Consider the following 19532-nt stretch of genomic DNA (forward strand, 5'->3'; position numbering starts at 1 on the left):
AGATGGATATGATCTGGCATCATATGACCTTCAATAATTTTTACACCTTTCCATTTACACAAATCTTTAATTATTTTTTGAATATCCGCTCTCAATTCATAATAAATTATTTTTCTTCTACACTTTGGTGTAAATACGATATGATACTTGCATACCCATTTTGTGCGTGCTAAACTGTTTGCCATAAAAGCATCGTCCTTTCTTATGTAAAATATTTAGGCTTGAACACCCTTATTTTACAACAAGGACGATGCTTTTTGCTTAAGCTTTAATCTCACCCGCAGAGCGGGCGGTTGTTAAAGGCTGCTTTGCAGCCTTCAGCACTAAAGTAATAATATAAAGAAAGAACCTGTATGCAAATGAACACAGGTTCTTTCTTTTTTTCGGAATCATAATCAGTTTTCAAATCAATTCTCATAAGCCAGTGTCTGGAAGGCGCGGGATACTGCTACCCCTGCTTCCGCTGTTTTGTTCCGACGCAGCAGGCAGAAGGAAGTCTGCCGTTCCGCCGCCAGGAACATCCAGTAACCGATCAGGGCGCCCAATGTGTTCATGAGCAGGTCGTCCACGTCTGTGGTTCTGCCGCAGAACATCTGCAATACCTCAATGGCAAAAGATGTGCCGAAGCCAAAGAGCAGCACATGATTTTCTGTGCGGTACTGCTTCCACAGCAGCGGCACCAGAAAGCCCATGGGTACAAAGAGGAAAAAGTTCAGCAAATACTGCATGGGGCATGCGAAAATATCAATAAACAATTCAAAATTGAAGTACGGCGCAAACACCGGTTTCATAAACAGCAGCTGGAACACGCCTGTCACTGCCACAAGACCTGCCACATAAAAGGCAAAGAGCCATAAACCAATCCGATGGGTCTTGGGAGTATATTTTCCCGCGAATACCGTCTGCCACATCCACAGCACCGGTACCATAAACGAAAAAATCCAGATACTTTCCCAAACCATACGATACATCCAACTGACCACGGGTACTCCCCCTTTCTATTTTTTCAATCTGCATCTAGGATACACCATAAATATTAAGTTTTTTTGTAGAAAACCTTCCAAATTCCTAACAAAACGTATAAAAACATCTTAAATCCTATACAAATTCCTTTGTTTCTCCCATTTTTCCGCCATTGCTGTATTGACAAACGTTCATTCTTCTTGGTAAAATAACTTGTCGGTGATTGAAAAAATCAAGATTCACCCACTTTATGCATCAAATTTGCCATTCAATCCCGTCAAAGGGATTGCTGTAAGCAAAATTTGATGTTTTTTTATTGCCAAATTACAGGTTCACCTGTTTTTGATTGCAAATCATTTTAAATTAATTGAAAGTAAGTAGGAGGTATTTCATTATGGCAGGTACTATTTCCAGAGGTATTAAAGCCCCTATCATCAGACAGGGCGATGATATCGTAAAAATCGTTGCAGATTCCGTTCTGACAGCTGCACAGGAAGACGGCTTCCAGCTGCATGAAAAAGACGTTATCTGTGTTACAGAAGCAGTTGTTGCAAGAGCTGACGGCAACTACGCTTCCACAACAGACATCGCGGAAGACGTAAAAGCAAAACTGGGCGGCGAAACCATCGGTGTGGTATTCCCCATCCTGAGCAGAAACCGTTTCGCAATCTGCCTGCGCGGTATCGCAAAAGGCGCGAAAAAAGTTGTTCTGATGCTGAGCTATCCTTCCGACGAAGTTGGCAACCACCTGTTTGACATGGATCTGCTGGATGACAGCGGCGTAAATCCTTACACAGACGTGCTGACACTGGAAGACTACCGCCGTATTTTCGGTTATATCAAACACCCCTTCACAGGCGTGGACTACGTTGAATACTATGCTGACCTGATCAAAGAAGAAGGCGCAGAAGCTGAAATCGTATTCGCAAACCATCCCGAAGCAATCGTGAAATTCACAAAGAACGTACTGTGCTGCGATATCCACACAAGAGCACGTTCCAAACGTCGTATTCTGGCAGCAGGCGGCGAAAAAGTCCTGACACTGGACGAAATCCTGAACGCTCCCGTAAACGGCAGCGGCTTCAACCCTCAGTATGGTCTGCTGGGCTCCAACAAAGCTACAGAAGATACCGTAAAACTGTTCCCTAAAAACGCACAGGAAGTTGCGGAAAACATCCAGAAAGAAATCATCGCTCGTACTGGCGTAAAAGTAGAAGCGATGATCTACGGCGACGGCGCATTCAAAGATCCCGTTGGCAAAATCTGGGAACTGGCTGACCCCGTTGTTGGCGCTGGCTTCACAGAAGGTCTGAACGGTCTGCCCAACGAAGTAAAACTGAAATATCTGGCAGACAATGACTTTGCTGATCTGTCCGGCGAAGAACTGGCAGACGCGATCCGTCAGCGCATCAAAGAAAAAGACGCTGACCTGAAAGGCAGCATGGTTTCCGAAGGTACCACACCTCGTCGTCTGACAGACCTGATCGGTTCCCTGTGCGACCTGACCAGCGGCAGCGGTGACAAAGGTACACCTATCGTTCTGGTTCAGAACTACTTCAACAACTACGCAAACTAATCAACTGCGCACATACAAAAAGCCTGATTTTGCGAAAAATCAGGCTTTTTTTGCAGGCATACAAGAAAGGAGTTTTTCCATGTCTTATCCCTCCATTACACTGAAAAAAGGCGAAGGCCGTACCCTCAAGTCCGGCGGGCTGTGGGTGTTCGACAACGAAATCGCCGCTGTTTCTCCCGACGTGGTCAACGGGGAAATGGTTTCTGTGCTGGACTTCGACGGCTACCCCATGGGCGTTGGTTTTTACAACCATCATTCCAAAATCACCGTCCGCATGATGAGCCGCCACGCTGATACTGTCATTGACGAGGCATTCCTCCGCCGCCGGGTAGAGGACGCATGGTATTACCGCAAAAAAACCGTTGACACTTCTTCCTGCCGTGTCATTTTCGGGGAAGCGGACTACCTGCCCGGTCTGGTAGTAGATAAATTCTCTGACGTACTGGTGGTACAGTCTTTGGCACTGGGCATCGACCGTCTGAAAGAAACCATCGTCCGCCTGCTGCTGGAAACACTGGCAAAAGACGGCATTCACATCCGCGGCGTCTACGAACGCAGTGACGCGAAAGTGCGTTTGCAGGAAGGCATGGAACGGGAAAAAGGATTCCTTTCCGCACCTTTTGACACCAAAGTGGAAATCGTGGAAAACGGCGTACATTATATGGTTGACGTGGAAGATGGTCAGAAAACAGGCTTCTTCTTAGACCAGAAATACAACCGCCTTGCCATCCAGAAACTGTGTAAAGGCGCAAAGGTGCTGGACTGCTTCACCCACACAGGCTCTTTTGCCCTAAACGCAGGTATCGCCGGTGCCGAAAGCGTACTGGGTGTAGACGCATCCCAGCTGGCAGTGGATCAGGCAACAGAAAACGCCAAACTGAACGGACTGGAAAACACCGTGCGCTTCCAGTGCTGTGACGTATTCTCTCTCCTGCCGGAACTGGAAGAAAAAGGCGAGAAATTCGACGTCATCATTTTGGACCCTCCCGCTTTCACCAAGTCCAGAAGCTCCGTGAAAAATGCCACCAAAGGCTATCGGGAAATCAACCTGCGTGCCATGAAACTGCTGAAAGACGGCGGTTTTCTGGCAACATGCTCCTGCTCTCACTTCATGACATACGAGCTGTTCACCCAGACCATTGGGCAGGCAGCAAAGAATGTCCATAAACGCCTGCGTCAGGTGGAATACCGTACTCAGTCCCCTGACCATCCTATTTTGTGGGCAGCGGATGAGTCTTATTATTTGAAATTCTATATCTTTCAAGTAACTAATCAATATTGATTTATACGTTATCATAAACCCCGATTTTTCGGGGTTTTTTCATTTCACTTTTGCATATCTTTTCATAAATTATCATGGACAAAAATAAAAATAATGGACAAATAATGGACAGATAATGGACAAGAGATATTATGACAAGCTGCCTATATTTCCGCTTCCTTCGCCGCTTCTTTTGCAGCCATTTCTGAACACAATACACCTTTATTTCCTGTATACCTTCACCCATATATAGGTGTCTTTTCTGCTCATTAAGCTACCCCATAGATGCTATTTTTCCACACCATATCCCCTATGTTTTTTATAGGTATCTTCTGCAAATTCTGAACATATAACGGCTCATATCTTGCTATCATTTTCCCCTTTTGTCTGTATACGACTTGACGTATAAGCGCCCTTTTTTATATGTCAAAACATCCTTTTTGGCGTGCCAAAACGCCTTACCCCCATTTGGCACGCCTTTGGCATTTTTTGATAGGCTGAAAATCTTGATAACTCAATGTTTTTACGGAAAATTTGTGTTTTCCAAAAATCCACCTATAAAAAAGTGGGGTTCTAAGTCAAATTTTTTTACTGATTATTTTATATGGCTATATCATAATTTTTCTTTGCCGTGTCCGTGCTATATTCTCTGCACACTTTTTCTTTCATCGAAATGAATTTTGGAAGCAGTATCAGCCCCTAAACACCAAGCATCATTTCTTTTGCCGGATCAGATTTCTTTTTCAAAAGCAGCGGCTTCCTTTTCCATTCTCTTTTCTTTCTTCAGAACAGATTTCTTTTTCCCCGTCAGATTTCTTACCGCAAAACTCCCCCTCTGCTTCCCATGACCTTTTCTTTCTTCCCAACAGATTTCTTTTCCCCGGTCAGATTCCCTTTTGCAAATTGGCGCCTCTCTTTTCCATGACCTTTTCTTTCTTCCCATCAGATTTCTTTTCCCAGGTCAGATTCCCTTTTGCAAATTGGCGGCTCTCTTTTACAGTATGATTTCTTTTCCCCATTCAGATTTCTTTTCCCAGATCAGATTCCTTTTTGCAAATTGGCGGCTCTTTTTTGCAGTATGATTTCTTTTCCCCCGTCAGATTTCTTACCGTAAAACTCCCCCTCCGCATCCCATGACCTTTTCTTTTTCCCGATCAGGTTTCTTTTCCGCAATCGGTTGCGGTTTTGCCCTCTGGGCAATCTTCGCCGCTTCGTCTGACCTGCTGCCGGAAGCGGCACCGGCAGGCAGACAGGCGGCGGCATAGCCCCTTTATGTTTTCCAGACAAACAAAAAGCCCCCTACACTTTCTCAACAAGTTGGGAAAAGCGGAAGTGGCTTCTTTTCATTGATAAAAAATGATGGAAAATAATGTTGTATCGTGTTAATATAGAGCAAGGGTTACCGTTTGGCGGTTCAGTCACTTTCCCACGAGGGGAGGTGATACGATGGTTACATATAATGAATTGTTTCAATTTTGTTTAGTAATCATTGGCGTTATCACCTTATGCCATCTGCATAAGAGATAATAAAAATCGACCGCCTAACCTGCGAAGTTAGACGGTCTAACACCAAATTATTTGGGACTGACCGCCCTTCCAAAAGCGGTAACCCTCTTTCTAAGATTATATTACAGCCTTTGCAAATAAATTGCAAGGGCTTTTTTATTGGCTAGCTTATTCTTGATTCCCCATACAGCCCCGTACAAGCCCATACAAAGCCGTATATCCTACCGCCTATCATTCCCCCTCCCGCTTCCGCTGCTCTCTGGCAGACGGGCTTGAAGCGGCACAGCATACCTTGCCATGGTGCAAGAATAGCCGCCGAAATTGGTACCGGTTTGGGGCGGTCTTGGTGTTGTAACTTCTTGCAACGTCCCCACTTATGGGGATGCAGTCACGTTTCTCCGAACGGCTCCCTGTAAAAGGGGGTAACGTTTAGTTCCACCCCTTGGCATCCAAACCCAACTTAACCGCCTTCCTCGTCCCGCTTCATGGCTTCTTCTATGGCTCTATTGATAAATGCGTTCATGCTTTCTCCCTGCGCTTCTGCATGGGCTCTTATCTCGCCCTTTTTGCCTTTGATAACAATCAAATTGATACGATCATATGCTTTCGCTATATATTTATTTTGCGCTCGTGTTGATGCTTTTCCCATGATTTCCCCCTCCTTATCGAAAAATATGTAAAAAGTGTTATATTTACAATGTAATCATATAACACTTTCGTCATATTACGCAACTATATATATTATACAATATCGTTGCGTAACATTTGTTTATGTTGCCTATTTCCCATCGTTGCATAATTATATATACTATCGGTAACGGTCAAGGATAACTTTCTTATATTGGCAGGAATAAAAAGCCGCCGGAAGCGGCACGGGCAGACGATCAGGCGGCACAGCCCCCACAATGCCCAGGCAAATAAATAGCCACTCTCACTTTCCCCAACAAGTTGGGGAAAAGTGGAAGCGGCTGGAAGCGGGTTTCATGGGTCTTAATAATTTCCATAAACCTATTGACAAGTTGCTAGCAATAGTTTATTATATAGCTAGCAACAAAGGAGGTGTTTTTGTTGCAAGGAAATAGCCGGTCTGATTACTTCAAAAAGCGTCGTGAAACCATTGGACAATTTAGCGTATCTGTTCCTCGAGAAAAGCTGATAGCCCTAGACGAAAAGTTAAAGGCAAAGGGGCAGACTAAAACCGCTTGGCTAAACGAAAAGATAGACGAAGAAATCGGCAAATAAAAAAACAGGGTGTTCTCGCCGTCCAAAGTTTGAACACACCTGTTTTGCAAGTGAAGTTTCCTTCAGTAAATATTATACCATGCTGAAGGGACTTCTTTCAACTACTTAATTTGAAAGGGGTTTTATCGTATGAAAAACAACATGGAATACATCACCAAAAGTATCACTGACATTGATATTGCTGTCGAACAGCTAGATGCACGTGCAGAGCAATTAAAGGATCTGGCTTTTACATTATGGCATAGTATGCAGAGTACCGATTTTGGCTCCCCTGTTTCTCCCCAGCATATCAATACAGCCTTCCTTTTGTATTCACTGTTAGAGGAATTTTCCGAGACTATGTTCGAGCCTGTGACAGAACTGAATAACTTATATACTTTTCTTAATGCAAAGCAGGTAGGAGGTGAAGCGAATGTATAAAGGCATGGCAAACTTTGTCCAGCGGCGGCGGCTGGCTCTTGCGCATCATTTAGAGAGTGCCAAAGAGTACACCATGGAAGGGTTGTTTTATGAGCAGATGGAAACATCTTCTAACATTGGTATGTTATTTAACCTATTAGACGAATTGGATTCCGAAGATATTTGCGTTTTTGGCACGTCTGAAGGCGAGGTGAAATTATGAGCAAACACAGAAATCCTTGTAGGGGTTCTATCACATGTATATGCCCCTATGCGGCATCCTGTCCCGCTTCCTTCCGCTTCCCTGCCGTCACTATGTCGATCATGCAAGACCTTGCAAAGATTGACAATCAAAATTATTTATATTTGATCTGGACTTTTGTTCGTGGCTTAGCTTATCCAAAGCAAAAGCAACAATAAATCTATAAAGGGTGTCCGCTTCTGCGGCACTCTTTTTCTTTGCCCTTATACGCCCCTCTGTGCGCCCGTATGCCCTGCCCTATTGCTTCCCCTTGCCGTTCCTCTTGCCCTTGTCAGCTTACCTCCTGCCGCTTCCTGCTGGCTATCTGTGACCGTATCCAAATTACGCCCACCACCCGCCGCCGTTTGGCTGCCGTTTGCCTGTGTGTCCTCCGCCTTTTCCGTTCTACCTAGCTTTTATGTATACACCATATTGTATTCATATAAGCTAGGAAAGAGCGTTTTTCCTGCCAACGCAGACCACAATATCTAGGGTGTCAATCAATACAGCACCCCCTAAATTTAGGGGGTATCCCTGTCCCTTTTACCACTTGCCCTATATATCCAACGCCATTTCTAAAAAATTTTTTACGTTTACATGCAACAGTTCCGTGTGGGAAACGCCTTCTCAATTTCCAAAACGAAGTATGGGGGGATACTTTTTTTCTTCCAGACAGCCAGCACAGGCAAAGCCCTTGCCCTCCTACACTGCCGGGCTTTGCACCACTGATACATCTTGCCGCCTTGCGTTCTGGTTTCCGCTGATCTACTGCCGTCTCACTTCCCCATTGGACAGCCTTTCCCCCTTGGTCTGGGGTTCTTTTTTTATTGTGCAGTCATACAAAAATTATATGTTTCCCCCGTCAAAACAACGAAAAACAATATTAAAACGACTTATTTTTATATGTTTTTTCGTCACTTTTTTATTACACTGATTTCTCCACAATATCCCCATGTCAGTATTTGCCGCCTTGCGTTGCCTTGTCCCGCTTCCTGCCGCTTCTCTCCGGCTCTCACAGGCTGTCTAAAGCCCTTTCAAGTTCTTATGCTCTATATACTGTGACAACCGTTTTCCCCTCTCTGTCCTGCTCATAGACCGCACAGCATTGTTTACAATCCCCCTTCCCTTCGCAGGCTTACAGCCTAGCACAGCCGCCATCTGGGCATAGTTATAGCCCTGATAGAAATAATAGTTTACTGCCATCCGTTCCCCCTCTGGCAATTCCTCTACACACGCCCGCACATCTGCCCGTAACTGTTCCATATACAGGCGTTCTTCCGCTTCTTCTATGCTGTTATGCTTATCAGGTATCAGCTCGTATAAAGTGCCTTTTTCGTCCTCACTGTCCTTTATCTGCCGATCTAGGGAAGCGGCTTCATTCAGAATTACCCGTCTTGATGTCCGCACACCACAAGCCCCCCGAAAAGCGTTGTGTAAATGATATTTGATATAGGTATTGAACATATAGCCCTTTGTTTCATCATAGGCGCTGACCGCTTCCAGCATGGCAAAATAGCCTTCCTGTATTAAGTCCTCTAGCGTTACGCCTGCCCTTGCACATAAGACTGCCTTTGCCCTACACCACCGATAGGCATATATCCGGATAATGCCAAGCACGTTTTGCCATAGGGTCACTTCTGCCGCCTTGTCCCCCTGCTTTATACGCTTTGCCGCTTCCTCATTCGTCATACATTCCACCACACTTTCTTATATGCCTTTCCAGAGCCGCCCTTATGCCGTCTGGCGTTTCCTCTTGCCCTAAGTGCTGTGCTACATCTCGCCAACTCATATCGAGCAAATAACGACAGATAGCCGCCGTCCTTATCCGTAGGTCTGGTATCCTGTCTATGGCTGCTTTGATTGTCCGTAATTTGTAATTACATATTCTCATATCGTGGTAAAGCCTTTCTACTTCCGCTAAATCCCCCGCCGCTTCGGCTTTGTCCTTCTCGTCTAACAGTTTAATAATATCTCTGCTGATCTTCTGGGCTTCTCTCAATTCTTCCAGTGTCACTTCTCATTCACTCCTAACCACAATACTTAGGGTGTCAGCCACACTTACACCCTCTAAATTTAGTATGTCAGGACATAAGCGGCAAGGAAGCGGCATTGTCAGGATGCTTTTTTTCTCGGTCTGCCCCTCGTATCATTTCCATGTATCTTGATAGCAAGTACATAATGCCGATAAATGCCCATCTGCGGATAATTAGATACACTGATTCTCACCTCTTTGTACCCATTTGGAATCTTGATATATCCATGTCGCTTTGCATCCTCATACTCTACGACCTCCACTTTGGGCTGTTCTAAGTTTCGGCTACCTATCCATATTTGCTTATATGCTTCCAGTCCTTCTTCGTCCTCATCCGCTTCCTTTGTCATATACTCCGCAAGCCTGCTATACCCTTCTTCGCCTGCCTGATCTTCCAGAGGTGTGATATTTACACGACCATTCCCCCATACCGCCTTGATTTCATTCGGTGTCATGTCCTGTATATTGAGTATGACATGGTGGTGTATCTTGTTTTGCTTCCTATGCGTGCAGTATATGTATTTGACTGGCTCCGCTCCCGCCTTTTTCCGCTGCCGTTTCAACCTGCGAAAAAAGTTCCTGATCTCCCTTTGTGCCGTTTCCTCTGTCACTTTGTCCTTATATGTCAGTCCTAGCCACATATCCCCCTCTCTGAAATTGGTATGTATCATATATTTCAACTTTTCCCGCTTCCGCTTTAGGTTTATTTTTTTCTGAAGTTCAGACGTTGGATTCTCCAATGCTCCACGGCTTACCTTTTTCCCTCTTGCTTTCAGACTAAAGTATTCCCTGCAAACATATAAGTCCCCCGCCCATATTCTTTCTACGTATCTTGGCATGGTTTATCCTCTTTTCCTGTTATATGGTCGTTATGTTAATCTTCATATCAAGGTACAAAAGGGGCTTGTACCCCTTTATTTTCCCTTGCTTTTTTCGATTGTTTATGATATGATAACAGTACGTATTTTGGCAGGCGGTTGGTCACCGCCATTCCCCCATCTTTTCGATGGGGTTTTTTTATGCCCTCAATTATTTACAATGCGTTTCATATACGCACCATCCATATACCTTCTAATAGGTCTGATCTTTCCCGCTTCTGGCTGTGCCGCTTTGGAAGCGGTTCCCATTTCAAGAAACGTGTATACATTATCCATATCAACTAAAGTTTTATTGCCCACCTTTACACTGGGTATCTTTCCCTCATTGACAAGCCTTCTAAGCCCTGTCTGGGTTACTGCCGTGTGTTCGTCCGCTTGTTTTAACTCTATGTACGCTTCTTTGATTGTCCGCATCTTTGCCATACCTTAACACCCGCTTCCTGTCAGTCCTCTAACAACAATTCTCTGATACTGCATCCAAAAAAAACCGCGATTTTTGCCGCTGTTTCTATCCCGATCTTTTTTTCACCTAATGCCTTTGCTATTGTTGGTACGCTTATATTTAACTCCTTTGCTAATCCTCTACCATTAAGCCCATTTTTCGCCAATAATTCATACATTTTCATTCTGTCAAAAATAATTTCCATCGGCTTTCTGCCTCTTTTTTCGCTCATATCTTACCCGCCTTTCAGTATTACGACTATTTAATATTTTTTCTCTGCTCTATTAGTAGATATATTATCACTTAAAACAAAATATATCAATATATTTTTAATTTAGTCGCTTTTCTTTACCAAATTCAAAAGATGTGATTTAATGTATATGTGAGTATTGATATTTTTTTTATGAAGGAGGTTATCAGATGGGACTAGGTCAAAATATCAAAACCATCTTAGATGCAAAACAAAGGACTGTTCCTTGGCTCGCCAAAGCCTCTGGCGTTCCCGCTTCAACAATTTATTCCATGATACGCAATAGCAGCAAAAGCACCGATGATACCACCCTATCTAGGTTGTCTACTGCTCTAAGGGTTCCACCTGATGTTCTTACAAGTTCTACTATTGAATACCCGCTTACCTCTGATCACATAGCGGCGTATGATAAGTATTACAAAATGCCCGAATATAAAAGAGCTCTTGAATTTGCCACACCTGATACAGGTAAGGGATTTTATTTGGATGACGTTATTAAAATAGCTGTTTACAATGTGGCATTGAGTATCCCAGATAACGAAATCAAAAAAGCCTTACTTTATGAAGTAGAACACGCTGAAACATTGGGGAACGATGATTTTTCTTTAGCACTACTCCTTAGTTACTACTATCAGTTTAATTCCTTCGGACGCAATGCCTTATTGCAAAGAGCAAAAGAACTTTCCCTTATTCCAGATTGTATTGCAAAGAATGATAATACCGACAAGAACCAAGAGGACAAATAAAGGGGTGTTATATCATGGCAAGCATACGAAAACGTGGCAACTCATACCAAATACGTGCCTCTGCTGGATATGATATAGACGGTAAGCAAATTGTTAAGGTTAAAACCTTTCGCCCGCCTTCTGGATGGAGTGAAAAGCGGATAGAAAAGGAAGTGCAGCGGCTCGCCGTAGAATTTGAAAACGAGATTTCCGCTGGTCACTACGTCAACAAGTCAATCAAATTTGCCGACTTTTCCGCTTTTTGGATGAAAGAACACGCAGAAAAAACCCTGCGCTTGAATACTGTACGCTATTACAAACGCCTTCTGTCCCGTATCAATGCCGCAATCGGGCATATTCGCATAGACCAATTACAACCGCTCCACCTTATGTCGTTTTATAACAACCTTGCAGAGGACGGTATAAAGGACAAACATACCAGTACGCCCATTGATGACATTAACCGCATTCGAAAAGAAGCAGGCTTCACTATGGCAAAGCTGGCTGCCGCTTCCGATCTATCAATCAATACCGTTGCTAATGCCTGCAAAGGGCAAAATCTATATACAGCAAATGCTTTGAAGATATGCAGCGGGCTTAATATGCCTTATGAAATGCTTTATAAAGACACGGATCCGCTTCTAAGGCTGTCTACTGCCACCATTAAAAACTATCATGTATTGATTTCCTCCATCATGTCTACCGCTGTTCAATGGGGTTACGTTGTAGACAATCCATGTAAGCGGGTAAGCCCTCCAAAGGTTACACATAAACCAGGCGTTACCCTTACCAGCGAGGAAACCAATATACTATTCCAGTGCTTAGATAATGAGCCGATCAAGTATAAAGCGGCTATTATTACGCTTGTGTGCAGCGGCTTACGCCGTAGTGAACTATGCGGCTTAAAATGGTCTGACCTTGACTTTGACAGCGGTGTTATTGTCATATCCCGCAAGCTGGCTTATACTTCCGGCATAGGGTTATACGAGGACGAGCCAAAGACAGAAAGCGGTAAACGGGCGTTAAAATTGCCGTCCTTTGCCGTTTCCATTTTAAGAGAATACAGGAAAGCCCAAGCACAAAACCGCCTTTTATGCGGTGACAGATATGAAACCAATGACTATATTTTCGTAGGAGAAGAAGGGCACGTTATGCACCCAGACGCACTTCATAAATGGTTCACGGACTTTCTGAAAAAATACGACTTACCCCCTATCACACTGCATAGTTTGCGCCATACTAACGCAAGTTTGCTTATTGCCAACGGGGTAGACCTTGCCACTGTATCCAAACGCCTTGGACACGCAAGCACAGCCATTACAGCCCAGATATACACCCACGCTATACAGGAAGCAGACGCCCACGCAGCGGAAGCAATAGACAATATTCTTTTACGTAGCAGTCAAACGAAAGCGGCAAAATAAATTCCATAATGGACAAATAATGGACAAAACCCCTATTTGAATAAAAATAAACGAAAGCCCGATACTCAATAAAACATTGATATATCAGGCTTTTGTATATGTTCAACATTTGAAATTGTATGTCTTTATTTGAAATTCTATATCTTCCAAGTAACTAATCAGTTCTAATAACAAAACCCCCTGTTGTTTCCACGACAGGGGGTTTCAGATTTTTTACTTTTTTCAAGAATGCGGAAGGGTTTGGGGAACAAAGAGTTCCCCAACTAGAATCCGTAGTCGGAATTCATTTCCGACGAGGAAAAGCCGAAGTTTCAAGGCTTTTTAGCCGATGGAACTTTGACTTTATACATCTGTCAACTCGTCAAAGGCTTGAATGAAATGAGCCTTTGACGACAGGGGGTCGACTTTTTCGACACCCTGAACCCCCTGTCCTTCCACGACAGGGGGTTTTCTTTATCTGCCCAACACATTTTCTGTTGTATCTTCTCCCGTAAGGGACTTGGAAAATTTATAATGGAAGTTCTGCATGCCTTCCCGCAGATAAAACCGATGGGTATTTTTCCGCAGCTGGTTGCAGGCAACTTCTATCTGCACACAGCCCGCTTCCTTTGCCAAATCACTGGCGTATGTGAGCATTTCGCCGCCGATACCGTTGCTTCTGGCGTTTTTATCTACAGCAAATTCCATGATTTCCGCCACAAGAGCGGCATGGTGGAGCTGTCTTTCCATGCGAAGATGGAGGACGCCTTTCACCTGCGTTTCTTCTTCCCATACCAAAAAGACATGGCGGCTGTCTGCCAGCATTTCCCCATACATCTGGGAAAAAGCGTCCCATGGCAGCTCCTTTTCCTCCATATCACAAATCAGTTCATAAATGCCACGGCAGTCCTCTGCCTTTCCTTTTCTGACCATGAACCCCTCCATTTCTGCCAAAAACCCATAGAAAACCCTACCAAATCATGATAGAATAAAGTAAGGGTTGCCGTTTGGCGGTTCAGTCACTTTCCCACGAGGGGAGGTGATACGATGGTTACCTATAACGAATTGTTTCAATTCTGTTTAGTGATCATTGGTGTTATCACCTTATGTCATTTACATAAGAGATCATAAAAAGCGACCGCCTAACCTGCGAAGTTAGACGGTCTTATCCACATATTCGGGACTGACCGCCTCGCGAAAAACGGCAACCCTCTTTCTAAGATTATATTACAGCCTTTGCAAATAAATTGCAAGGGCTTTTTCATTGCTCTCCTGCCTTTTTCCGTTCTTTCTCCCCTTTGAGCAGTCTGGAGAATTTCCGGGAGCGAATCACTTCAAATAGGATAGTCGGCACAAACAACAACAGAAGAAGCCCTATCCGTTTTCCAAAAGAAACCATACACTGCCCAGACGAAAAATAAAACGAATACACCAGCAACGGCAGCGCCGTCAAAATCCATGACACCGCCTGCCAGCGAGTATAGGACTTTGTCCATGGTCTATCCCGATGAGCTTCTGGAATTTTCTGAAAACCAAAAAGTCCCACAATGCCATACAGCAAATAACCAAAGGCCAGCAGCCGCAGAAAATCCATAAACTCCCCCCCTTTCCTGTTAAAAAAACGCACGAAATCTCTGTTTCCAGTCATTTCGTGCGACTGTTTTCAAAGAACCGAATAGGGGCATCTTCATCAGAAAACAAAGAAATCTGTTTGGTATGTTTTCTTACGAAGACAGCCCATCGCAATTCCTCTTAAGGATTCAAGAAAAACCAATGTTTTCTTAATGAGAATTTGCTTTATTTATCTGTTTCTTCTTTCTTTTCTTCTGTTGTTTCTTCTTCCTCATCGTCTTCCCATTCGGAAGGGTCTACATCACCGAAGGCGGATTTCAGGAAATCTTCGCATTCGTCGATCTGTTCCATCTGGAACTGTACGGAATCCAGCACGGTTTCCACATTCTTTGCGTATTTTTCCATAACGGGATCTACTTCTTCTTCGGTCAGATCTTCTTCAGAAGTCACTTCTTCCGCAGCTGCCGCTGTCACGTCTGCTGCCGCTTCTGCCACAGGTGCTTCTTCTGCGGGAGCTTCGTCTGCAACTGCTGCTTTTTCTACTGCTGCTTCGTCTGCATCCAATTCGTCCAGATCCAGATCGTCCCAGTCTTCTTCTTCATTGCGGCGTTTTGCCTGCAATTTTTCTTTATATGTTCTTGCGTCTTCTTTCAGTTCCTGTGCTTTTTCTGTCATGCGGAATGCGGCGCTTCTTACTTTGGGCTGCATTTCGTCCGCTTTATCTGCAACCTTTGTTGCCACTTCACGGACACGGGGCTGAAGCTGTTCCGCTTTTTCCCCAACAGTTCTTGCTACACTGCCCAATACAGCGCTTGCTTTTTCCAGTGCGCTGCCTACAGCCTTGCCCAGACCGTCTTTTTCCAGACCTGCGCCGTTCTGCAGCACGGTCAGCAGTCTTTCCGCTTCATCCACATTGATGAGCCCTTTTTCCAGCATGCTCAAAATTGCCATACGTTCTTCTTTCATAGGTTTTTCCTCCTTGCCGCTGCTTTTTGCCTCGGTTATGATGGTATAATCTTCGGGGCGCGCATCCTGTTTGCCGAAAGCATAGAGGATGGCTGCCGCAATACGCTTGGAAGCGTTGCCGTCCCCGAAGGGATTTTTTGCCTGTGCCATGGATTCATAAACTTCTGCATCTGTCAGCAGTTCTTTTGCCATAGCGTAAATGGTTTCTTCGTCAGTGCCTGCCAGTTTCAGTGTGCCGGCTTCCACCCCTTCGGGGCGTTCTGTCACGTTACGCAGCACCAGTACGGGTTTGCCCATGGAAGGCACTTCTTCCTGCAAACCGCCGCTGTCTGTCATAACAAAGAAAGAACGGCACATCAGGTTATGCATATCTTTCAGATCCAGAGGGTCTGTCAGGTGGATACGAGGGTTATTCCCAAGGATACGGTGTACCGGCTCCACAACGGCAGGGTTTTTATGGACAGCGTAAACCACTTCCACATCCTCGAAGTCTTCCACAATGCGTTTTACCGCATGGCAGATATTTTCCAAGGGCTGTCCCAGATTTTCCCGGCGGTGTGCGGTCATGGCAATGACACGTTTGCCCTTGAAGTCGATGGTGTTCAGTTCTTCTTCATGGAAGGTATAATTTTCTTCGATGGTATGTGCCAAAGCGTCGATAACTGTATTGCCGGTGATGAAAATGCCGTCAGCGTCGATGTTTTCTTTCAGCAGATGTTCCTTTGCCAGTTTGGTAGGCGCAAAGTGCAGGTCTGTGAGGGCACCTGTCAGGCGGCGGTTCATTTCTTCGGGGAAAGGCTGATACTTATCATAGGTACGCAGACCAGCTTCCACATGACCCACTTTCACCTGATTATAATATGCAGCCAATGCACCTGCGAATGTGGTGGATGTGTCCCCATGGACCAGTACGATGTCAGGTTTTTCTTCCGCCATGACTTCTTCCAGCCCTGTGAGAGCACGGGTGGTGATGCCTGCCAATGTCTGGCGGCTCTGCATGATATTCAGATCGTATTTGGGATGCAGATCGAAAATCTCCAGAACCTGATCCAGCATTTCTCTATGCTGGGCGGTGACGCAGACGATGCTTTCGATGCCTTCCGTCTGTTCCAGCACTTTCACCAGAGGCGCCATTTTGATGGCTTCGGGACGGGTGCCGAATACACTCATTACCTTAATCATATCTTTTTGCATAATATTCTCCTTTTATGTTACCAATGTTACCCAACGAAACAGACAGAGGAACACCGCCAGAAGTGTCAGAAAGGTCTTCCTTATTTCACTTCGTTGGTCAGTTTGCCGATGCCTTCGATTTCACAGGTGACCACATCGCCGGCTTTCAGGAATTTGGGGGGTTCAAAGCCCATGCCTACCCCAGCGGGGGTACCCATGGCAATGATGGTGCCTGCCTGCAACGTCATGCCCTGAGAAAGCTGGCTGATGACTTTTGCCACGCCGTTGATCATCAGGGATGTATTGCTGTCCTGACGCAGTTCTCCATTCACATAGGAACGGATGGACAATGCAGGAGGATTTTCAAACTCATTTTTTGTCACGATCCAAGGACCGATGGGGGTAAAATCATCCAGACTCTTGCCGAAATACCACTGTTTATGGGATGTCTGCAAGTTTCTTGCGCTGACATCATTCAGTACAGAATAGCCGAATACATAGTCAAAAGCATCTGCTTCCGCCACGTTTTTGGCGTCCTTACCAATGATAACAGCCAATTCCGCTTCATAATCCAGACTGTCTACAATATCAAAATGTCCGTCGATGGGTTCTCCATCCCCAACGGCACGGTTCACCCGTTTAGAGAAATAAATGGGCTGGGGGCGTTCGCCGCCGAAAGCCTCATCGTGGAATCTTGCCGCTTCTTCCGCATGGGCATAGTAATTGATGCCCAGACAGATGACGTCCTGTTTGGGGTGCACAATGGGAGAAAGCAGACGCACTTCTTCCATAGGAATGCCGTCCATAAGTTCCGCGTTTTTCTCCAGCTTCTGCATTTTGTCTTCGGTCATGGAAGCGATGAATTCTGTCATATTCACCAGACCGCAGCCCAGATAGTTCACGGGAACCACTTCCTGTCCGTTTTTCTTCAAAATGCCTACTGCTTTGTGTCCACCCTGCATATATGTCAATACCTTCATACCATATGCCTCCTTCTTCTTTCACTCTTTTTTCTTTTGTAAAAACAAATGATTTCTATCCCTAATCATATCACAAAAGGGGCTTTTCGCAAAGTAAAATGTGTCTGTCTGCCCAAAGACGGTACAAAAAACCATGCATACATAATATACATTCACCATACATATTCAACTATGCATCAAAAATTGTATATTATTTGTATACACGCCTTGAAATATCCATAAAACAAAACGATATTTGCATAATTATTTAATAAATACTACCAAAATACATATAATTTTGCATTTTACTCTTGCAATTCCAAAAAATGCTATGTATAATAGGCTCATAAATATTCAAGAGCATACACGATGACACATCGTTCGATTACAAGGAGGAAAAATATCATGAGCAAAGAAAAAATCGTATTGGCATATTCCGGCGGCTTAGACACATCTGTTATCATTCCCTGGCTGAAAGAAAATTATGACGCAGAAGTTATCGCAGTTTGCGGCGACGTTGGTCAGGGCAAAGAAACAGAAGGTCTGGAAGAAAAAGCACTGAAAACAGGCGCAAGCAAACTTTACATCGCTGACCTGACAGAAGAATTCATCACAGACGCGATTTACCCTTGCATCAAAGCAAACGCAGTTTACGAAGGCAAATACCTCTTAGGTACTTCCATGGCTCGTCCCATCATCGCAAAGAAACTGGTTGAAATCGCCAAAAAAGAAGGCGCAACAGCTATCTGCCACGGCGCAACAGGCAAAGGCAATGACCAGGTACGTTTTGAACTGACCATCAAAGCACTGGCACCTGAACTGAAAATCATCGCTCCCTGGCGTCTGGATACATGGGGCATGCAGAGCCGTGACGACGAACTGGCTTATCTGGAAGCACATGGCATTCCTTTCGAAGCAAGCCACGACAACTCTTACAGCCGTGACCGCAACATCTGGCATCTGAGCCACGAAGGTCTGGAACTGGAAGACCCCGCAAACGAACCGAACTACAAACATCTCCTGCAGCTGGGTGTATCCCCTGAAGATGCTCCCGATGTACCCGAATACATCACACTGGACTTTGAAGCAGGTATCCCCGTTGCAGTCAACGGCGAAAAACTGGGTCCCGTGGAAATGCTGAAAAAACTGAACGAAATCGGCGGCAAAAACGGTATCGGTATCGCTGACATCTGCGAAAACCGTGTGGTAGGTATGAAATCCCGTGGCGTATATGAAACACCCGGCGGCACCATCCTTTACTACGCACACCGCGAACTGGAATACCTGTGCACAGACAAGAAAACACAGGCTTTCAACGAAGTGGCAAGCAACAAATTCACAGAACTGGTTTACAGCGGCGAATGGTATACACCTCTGCGCGAAGCGTTAAGCGCTTACTTCGACAAAGTAAACGAAACTGTAACAGGCACCGTAAAACTGAAACTGTACAAAGGCAACATCATCCCTGCCGGCAGCACTTCTCCTTACAGCCTGTACAACGAATCCATGGCAAGCTTCACAACAGGCGAACTGTACAACCACAAAGACGCTGACGGTTTCATCAACCTGTTCGGTCTGCCTCTGAAAGTACGCGCGATGATGATGGCAAACCACGAAAACAAATAATTTACGAAAACAAATGCGGGGGCAGCTCACCTCTCCCCCCATTTGTTCATACATTACAAAAGATAAAAACATGGAAACTGCCCTGAGCGGTTTCCATGAATCAAAAACCAAACGGAAACATGGACGCACTGGTTCATCTACAGTCAAACAAAACTACCTTCACTGCCTATACATGACCCATGAATCAGCAGGCTTCCAGAAAACCATGGTCAACAAAAACCGGCATGGATACTCTATGCCACAGGTTTTTCGGGGCTGTCCCAAGGGAACAGTCCATTTTTTCTTTATCACTAAAAATTGCGGGCTTTCGCCCCATGA

21 protein-coding genes are annotated in these 19532 nt (G+C 44.8%); 8 read left to right on the forward strand and 13 right to left on the reverse strand.

Annotated features, from left to right (window positions below):
* Positions 1–185, reverse strand: a 185-nt coding sequence (tnpA, locus tag BUB35_RS00970) for an IS200/IS605 family transposase (protein WP_143158915.1), incomplete at its 3' end; no start/stop codon positions are given.
* Positions 186–407: 222 nt separating this feature from the next.
* Complete coding sequence (locus BUB35_RS00975; RefSeq protein ID WP_072848088.1) at positions 408–983, reverse strand: VanZ family protein; 576 nt, start codon at positions 981–983, stop codon at positions 408–410.
* A 374-nt stretch (positions 984–1357) separates the two neighbouring features.
* On the opposite strand from BUB35_RS00975, the gene BUB35_RS00980 reads away from it, so the two are divergent.
* Entirely contained in the window at positions 1358–2539 is a 1182-nt protein-coding gene (locus tag BUB35_RS00980) for a coenzyme F420-0:L-glutamate ligase (protein ID WP_072848090.1), read from the forward strand.
* Positions 2540–2618: 79 nt separating this feature from the next.
* Positions 2619–3821: a class I SAM-dependent rRNA methyltransferase gene (locus BUB35_RS00985; protein ID WP_072848092.1), complete on the forward strand. Its 1203-nt coding sequence runs from the start codon at positions 2619–2621 to the stop codon at positions 3819–3821.
* A 1017-nt stretch (positions 3822–4838) separates the two neighbouring features.
* Here BUB35_RS00985 and BUB35_RS01000 read toward each other — a convergent pair.
* Positions 4839–5087 (reverse strand): hypothetical protein, encoded by a 249-nt coding sequence (locus BUB35_RS01000; RefSeq protein ID WP_072848112.1) that lies wholly within the window; start codon positions 5085–5087, stop codon positions 4839–4841.
* Between the two features lie 679 nt (positions 5088–5766).
* A complete protein-coding gene (locus BUB35_RS01005) occupies positions 5767–5955 on the reverse strand; it encodes a hypothetical protein (protein ID WP_022365031.1) in 189 nt (62 codons plus the stop codon).
* Between the two features lie 416 nt (positions 5956–6371).
* On the opposite strand from BUB35_RS01005, the gene BUB35_RS18960 reads away from it, so the two are divergent.
* The 3 genes from BUB35_RS18960 (at position 6372) to BUB35_RS01020 (ending at position 7170) form a co-directional block, all read left to right on the forward strand.
* Positions 6372–6548 (forward strand): hypothetical protein, encoded by a 177-nt coding sequence (locus tag BUB35_RS18960; protein ID WP_159432843.1) that lies wholly within the window; start codon positions 6372–6374, stop codon positions 6546–6548.
* Positions 6549–6677: 129 nt separating this feature from the next.
* Positions 6678–6968 (forward strand): hypothetical protein, encoded by a 291-nt coding sequence (locus tag BUB35_RS01015; RefSeq protein WP_072848116.1) that lies wholly within the window; start codon positions 6678–6680, stop codon positions 6966–6968.
* Positions 6961–7170 (forward strand): hypothetical protein, encoded by a 210-nt coding sequence (locus BUB35_RS01020; protein WP_072848119.1) that lies wholly within the window; start codon positions 6961–6963, stop codon positions 7168–7170. The genes BUB35_RS01015 and BUB35_RS01020 overlap by 8 nt, the downstream gene beginning before the upstream one ends.
* A gap of 1041 nt (positions 7171–8211) precedes the next feature.
* Here the strand turns inward: BUB35_RS01020 and BUB35_RS01025 are convergent.
* The 5 genes from BUB35_RS01025 to BUB35_RS01045 all read right to left on the reverse strand — a co-directional run bounded on the left by BUB35_RS01025 (position 8212) and on the right by BUB35_RS01045 (position 10772).
* A complete protein-coding gene (locus BUB35_RS01025) occupies positions 8212–8877 on the reverse strand; it encodes an RNA polymerase sigma factor (protein ID WP_072848121.1) in 666 nt (221 codons plus the stop codon).
* A complete protein-coding gene (locus tag BUB35_RS01030) occupies positions 8867–9202 on the reverse strand; it encodes a hypothetical protein (protein WP_072848124.1) in 336 nt (111 codons plus the stop codon). The genes BUB35_RS01025 and BUB35_RS01030 overlap by 11 nt, the downstream gene beginning before the upstream one ends.
* 98 nt (positions 9203–9300) lie before the next feature.
* Positions 9301–10059 (reverse strand): rolling circle replication-associated protein, encoded by a 759-nt coding sequence (locus BUB35_RS01035; protein ID WP_072848126.1) that lies wholly within the window; start codon positions 10057–10059, stop codon positions 9301–9303.
* A 186-nt stretch (positions 10060–10245) separates the two neighbouring features.
* Complete coding sequence (locus tag BUB35_RS01040; RefSeq protein WP_072848128.1) at positions 10246–10521, reverse strand: MerR family transcriptional regulator; 276 nt, start codon at positions 10519–10521, stop codon at positions 10246–10248.
* Positions 10522–10541: 20 nt separating this feature from the next.
* Positions 10542–10772 carry a helix-turn-helix domain-containing protein gene (locus tag BUB35_RS01045; protein WP_072848130.1) on the reverse strand — a complete coding sequence of 77 codons (231 nt, stop codon included), beginning with the start codon at positions 10770–10772 and terminating at the stop codon, positions 10542–10544.
* Between the two features lie 188 nt (positions 10773–10960).
* On the opposite strand from BUB35_RS01045, the gene BUB35_RS01050 reads away from it, so the two are divergent.
* Positions 10961–11536: a helix-turn-helix domain-containing protein gene (locus BUB35_RS01050; protein ID WP_072848132.1), complete on the forward strand. Its 576-nt coding sequence runs from the start codon at positions 10961–10963 to the stop codon at positions 11534–11536.
* A 14-nt stretch (positions 11537–11550) separates the two neighbouring features.
* The gene (locus BUB35_RS01055) at positions 11551–12939 is read left to right on the forward strand and encodes a site-specific integrase (protein WP_072848134.1); all 1389 of its coding nucleotides are present in this window, start codon (positions 11551–11553) and stop codon (positions 12937–12939) included.
* A gap of 453 nt (positions 12940–13392) precedes the next feature.
* Here the strand turns inward: BUB35_RS01055 and BUB35_RS01060 are convergent, their stop codons facing one another.
* The 4 genes from BUB35_RS01060 to BUB35_RS01075 all read right to left on the reverse strand — a co-directional run bounded on the left by BUB35_RS01060 (position 13393) and on the right by BUB35_RS01075 (position 17609).
* Complete coding sequence (locus tag BUB35_RS01060; protein ID WP_072848136.1) at positions 13393–13851, reverse strand: GNAT family N-acetyltransferase; 459 nt, start codon at positions 13849–13851, stop codon at positions 13393–13395.
* A gap of 328 nt (positions 13852–14179) precedes the next feature.
* A complete protein-coding gene (locus BUB35_RS01065; RefSeq protein ID WP_072848138.1) occupies positions 14180–14512 on the reverse strand; it encodes a hypothetical protein in 333 nt (110 codons plus the stop codon).
* Positions 14513–14715: 203 nt separating this feature from the next.
* Positions 14716–16650 carry a non-hydrolyzing UDP-N-acetylglucosamine 2-epimerase gene (wecB, locus tag BUB35_RS20235; protein WP_330391027.1) on the reverse strand — a complete coding sequence of 645 codons (1935 nt, stop codon included), beginning with the start codon at positions 16648–16650 and terminating at the stop codon, positions 14716–14718.
* Between the two features lie 80 nt (positions 16651–16730).
* Positions 16731–17609 carry a fumarylacetoacetate hydrolase family protein gene (locus BUB35_RS01075; RefSeq protein ID WP_072848140.1) on the reverse strand — a complete coding sequence of 293 codons (879 nt, stop codon included), beginning with the start codon at positions 17607–17609 and terminating at the stop codon, positions 16731–16733.
* 384 nt (positions 17610–17993) lie between these two features.
* On the opposite strand from BUB35_RS01075, the gene BUB35_RS01080 reads away from it, so the two are divergent.
* Positions 17994–19214 carry an argininosuccinate synthase gene (locus BUB35_RS01080; protein ID WP_072848142.1) on the forward strand — a complete coding sequence of 407 codons (1221 nt, stop codon included), beginning with the start codon at positions 17994–17996 and terminating at the stop codon, positions 19212–19214.
* Positions 19215–19532: the final 318 nt, after the last annotated feature.

Origin of the sequence: Anaerotignum lactatifermentans DSM 14214 (genome assembly GCF_900142265.1) — a bacterium.
Taxonomy (GTDB): Bacteria; Bacillota; Clostridia; order Lachnospirales; family Anaerotignaceae; genus Anaerotignum; species Anaerotignum lactatifermentans.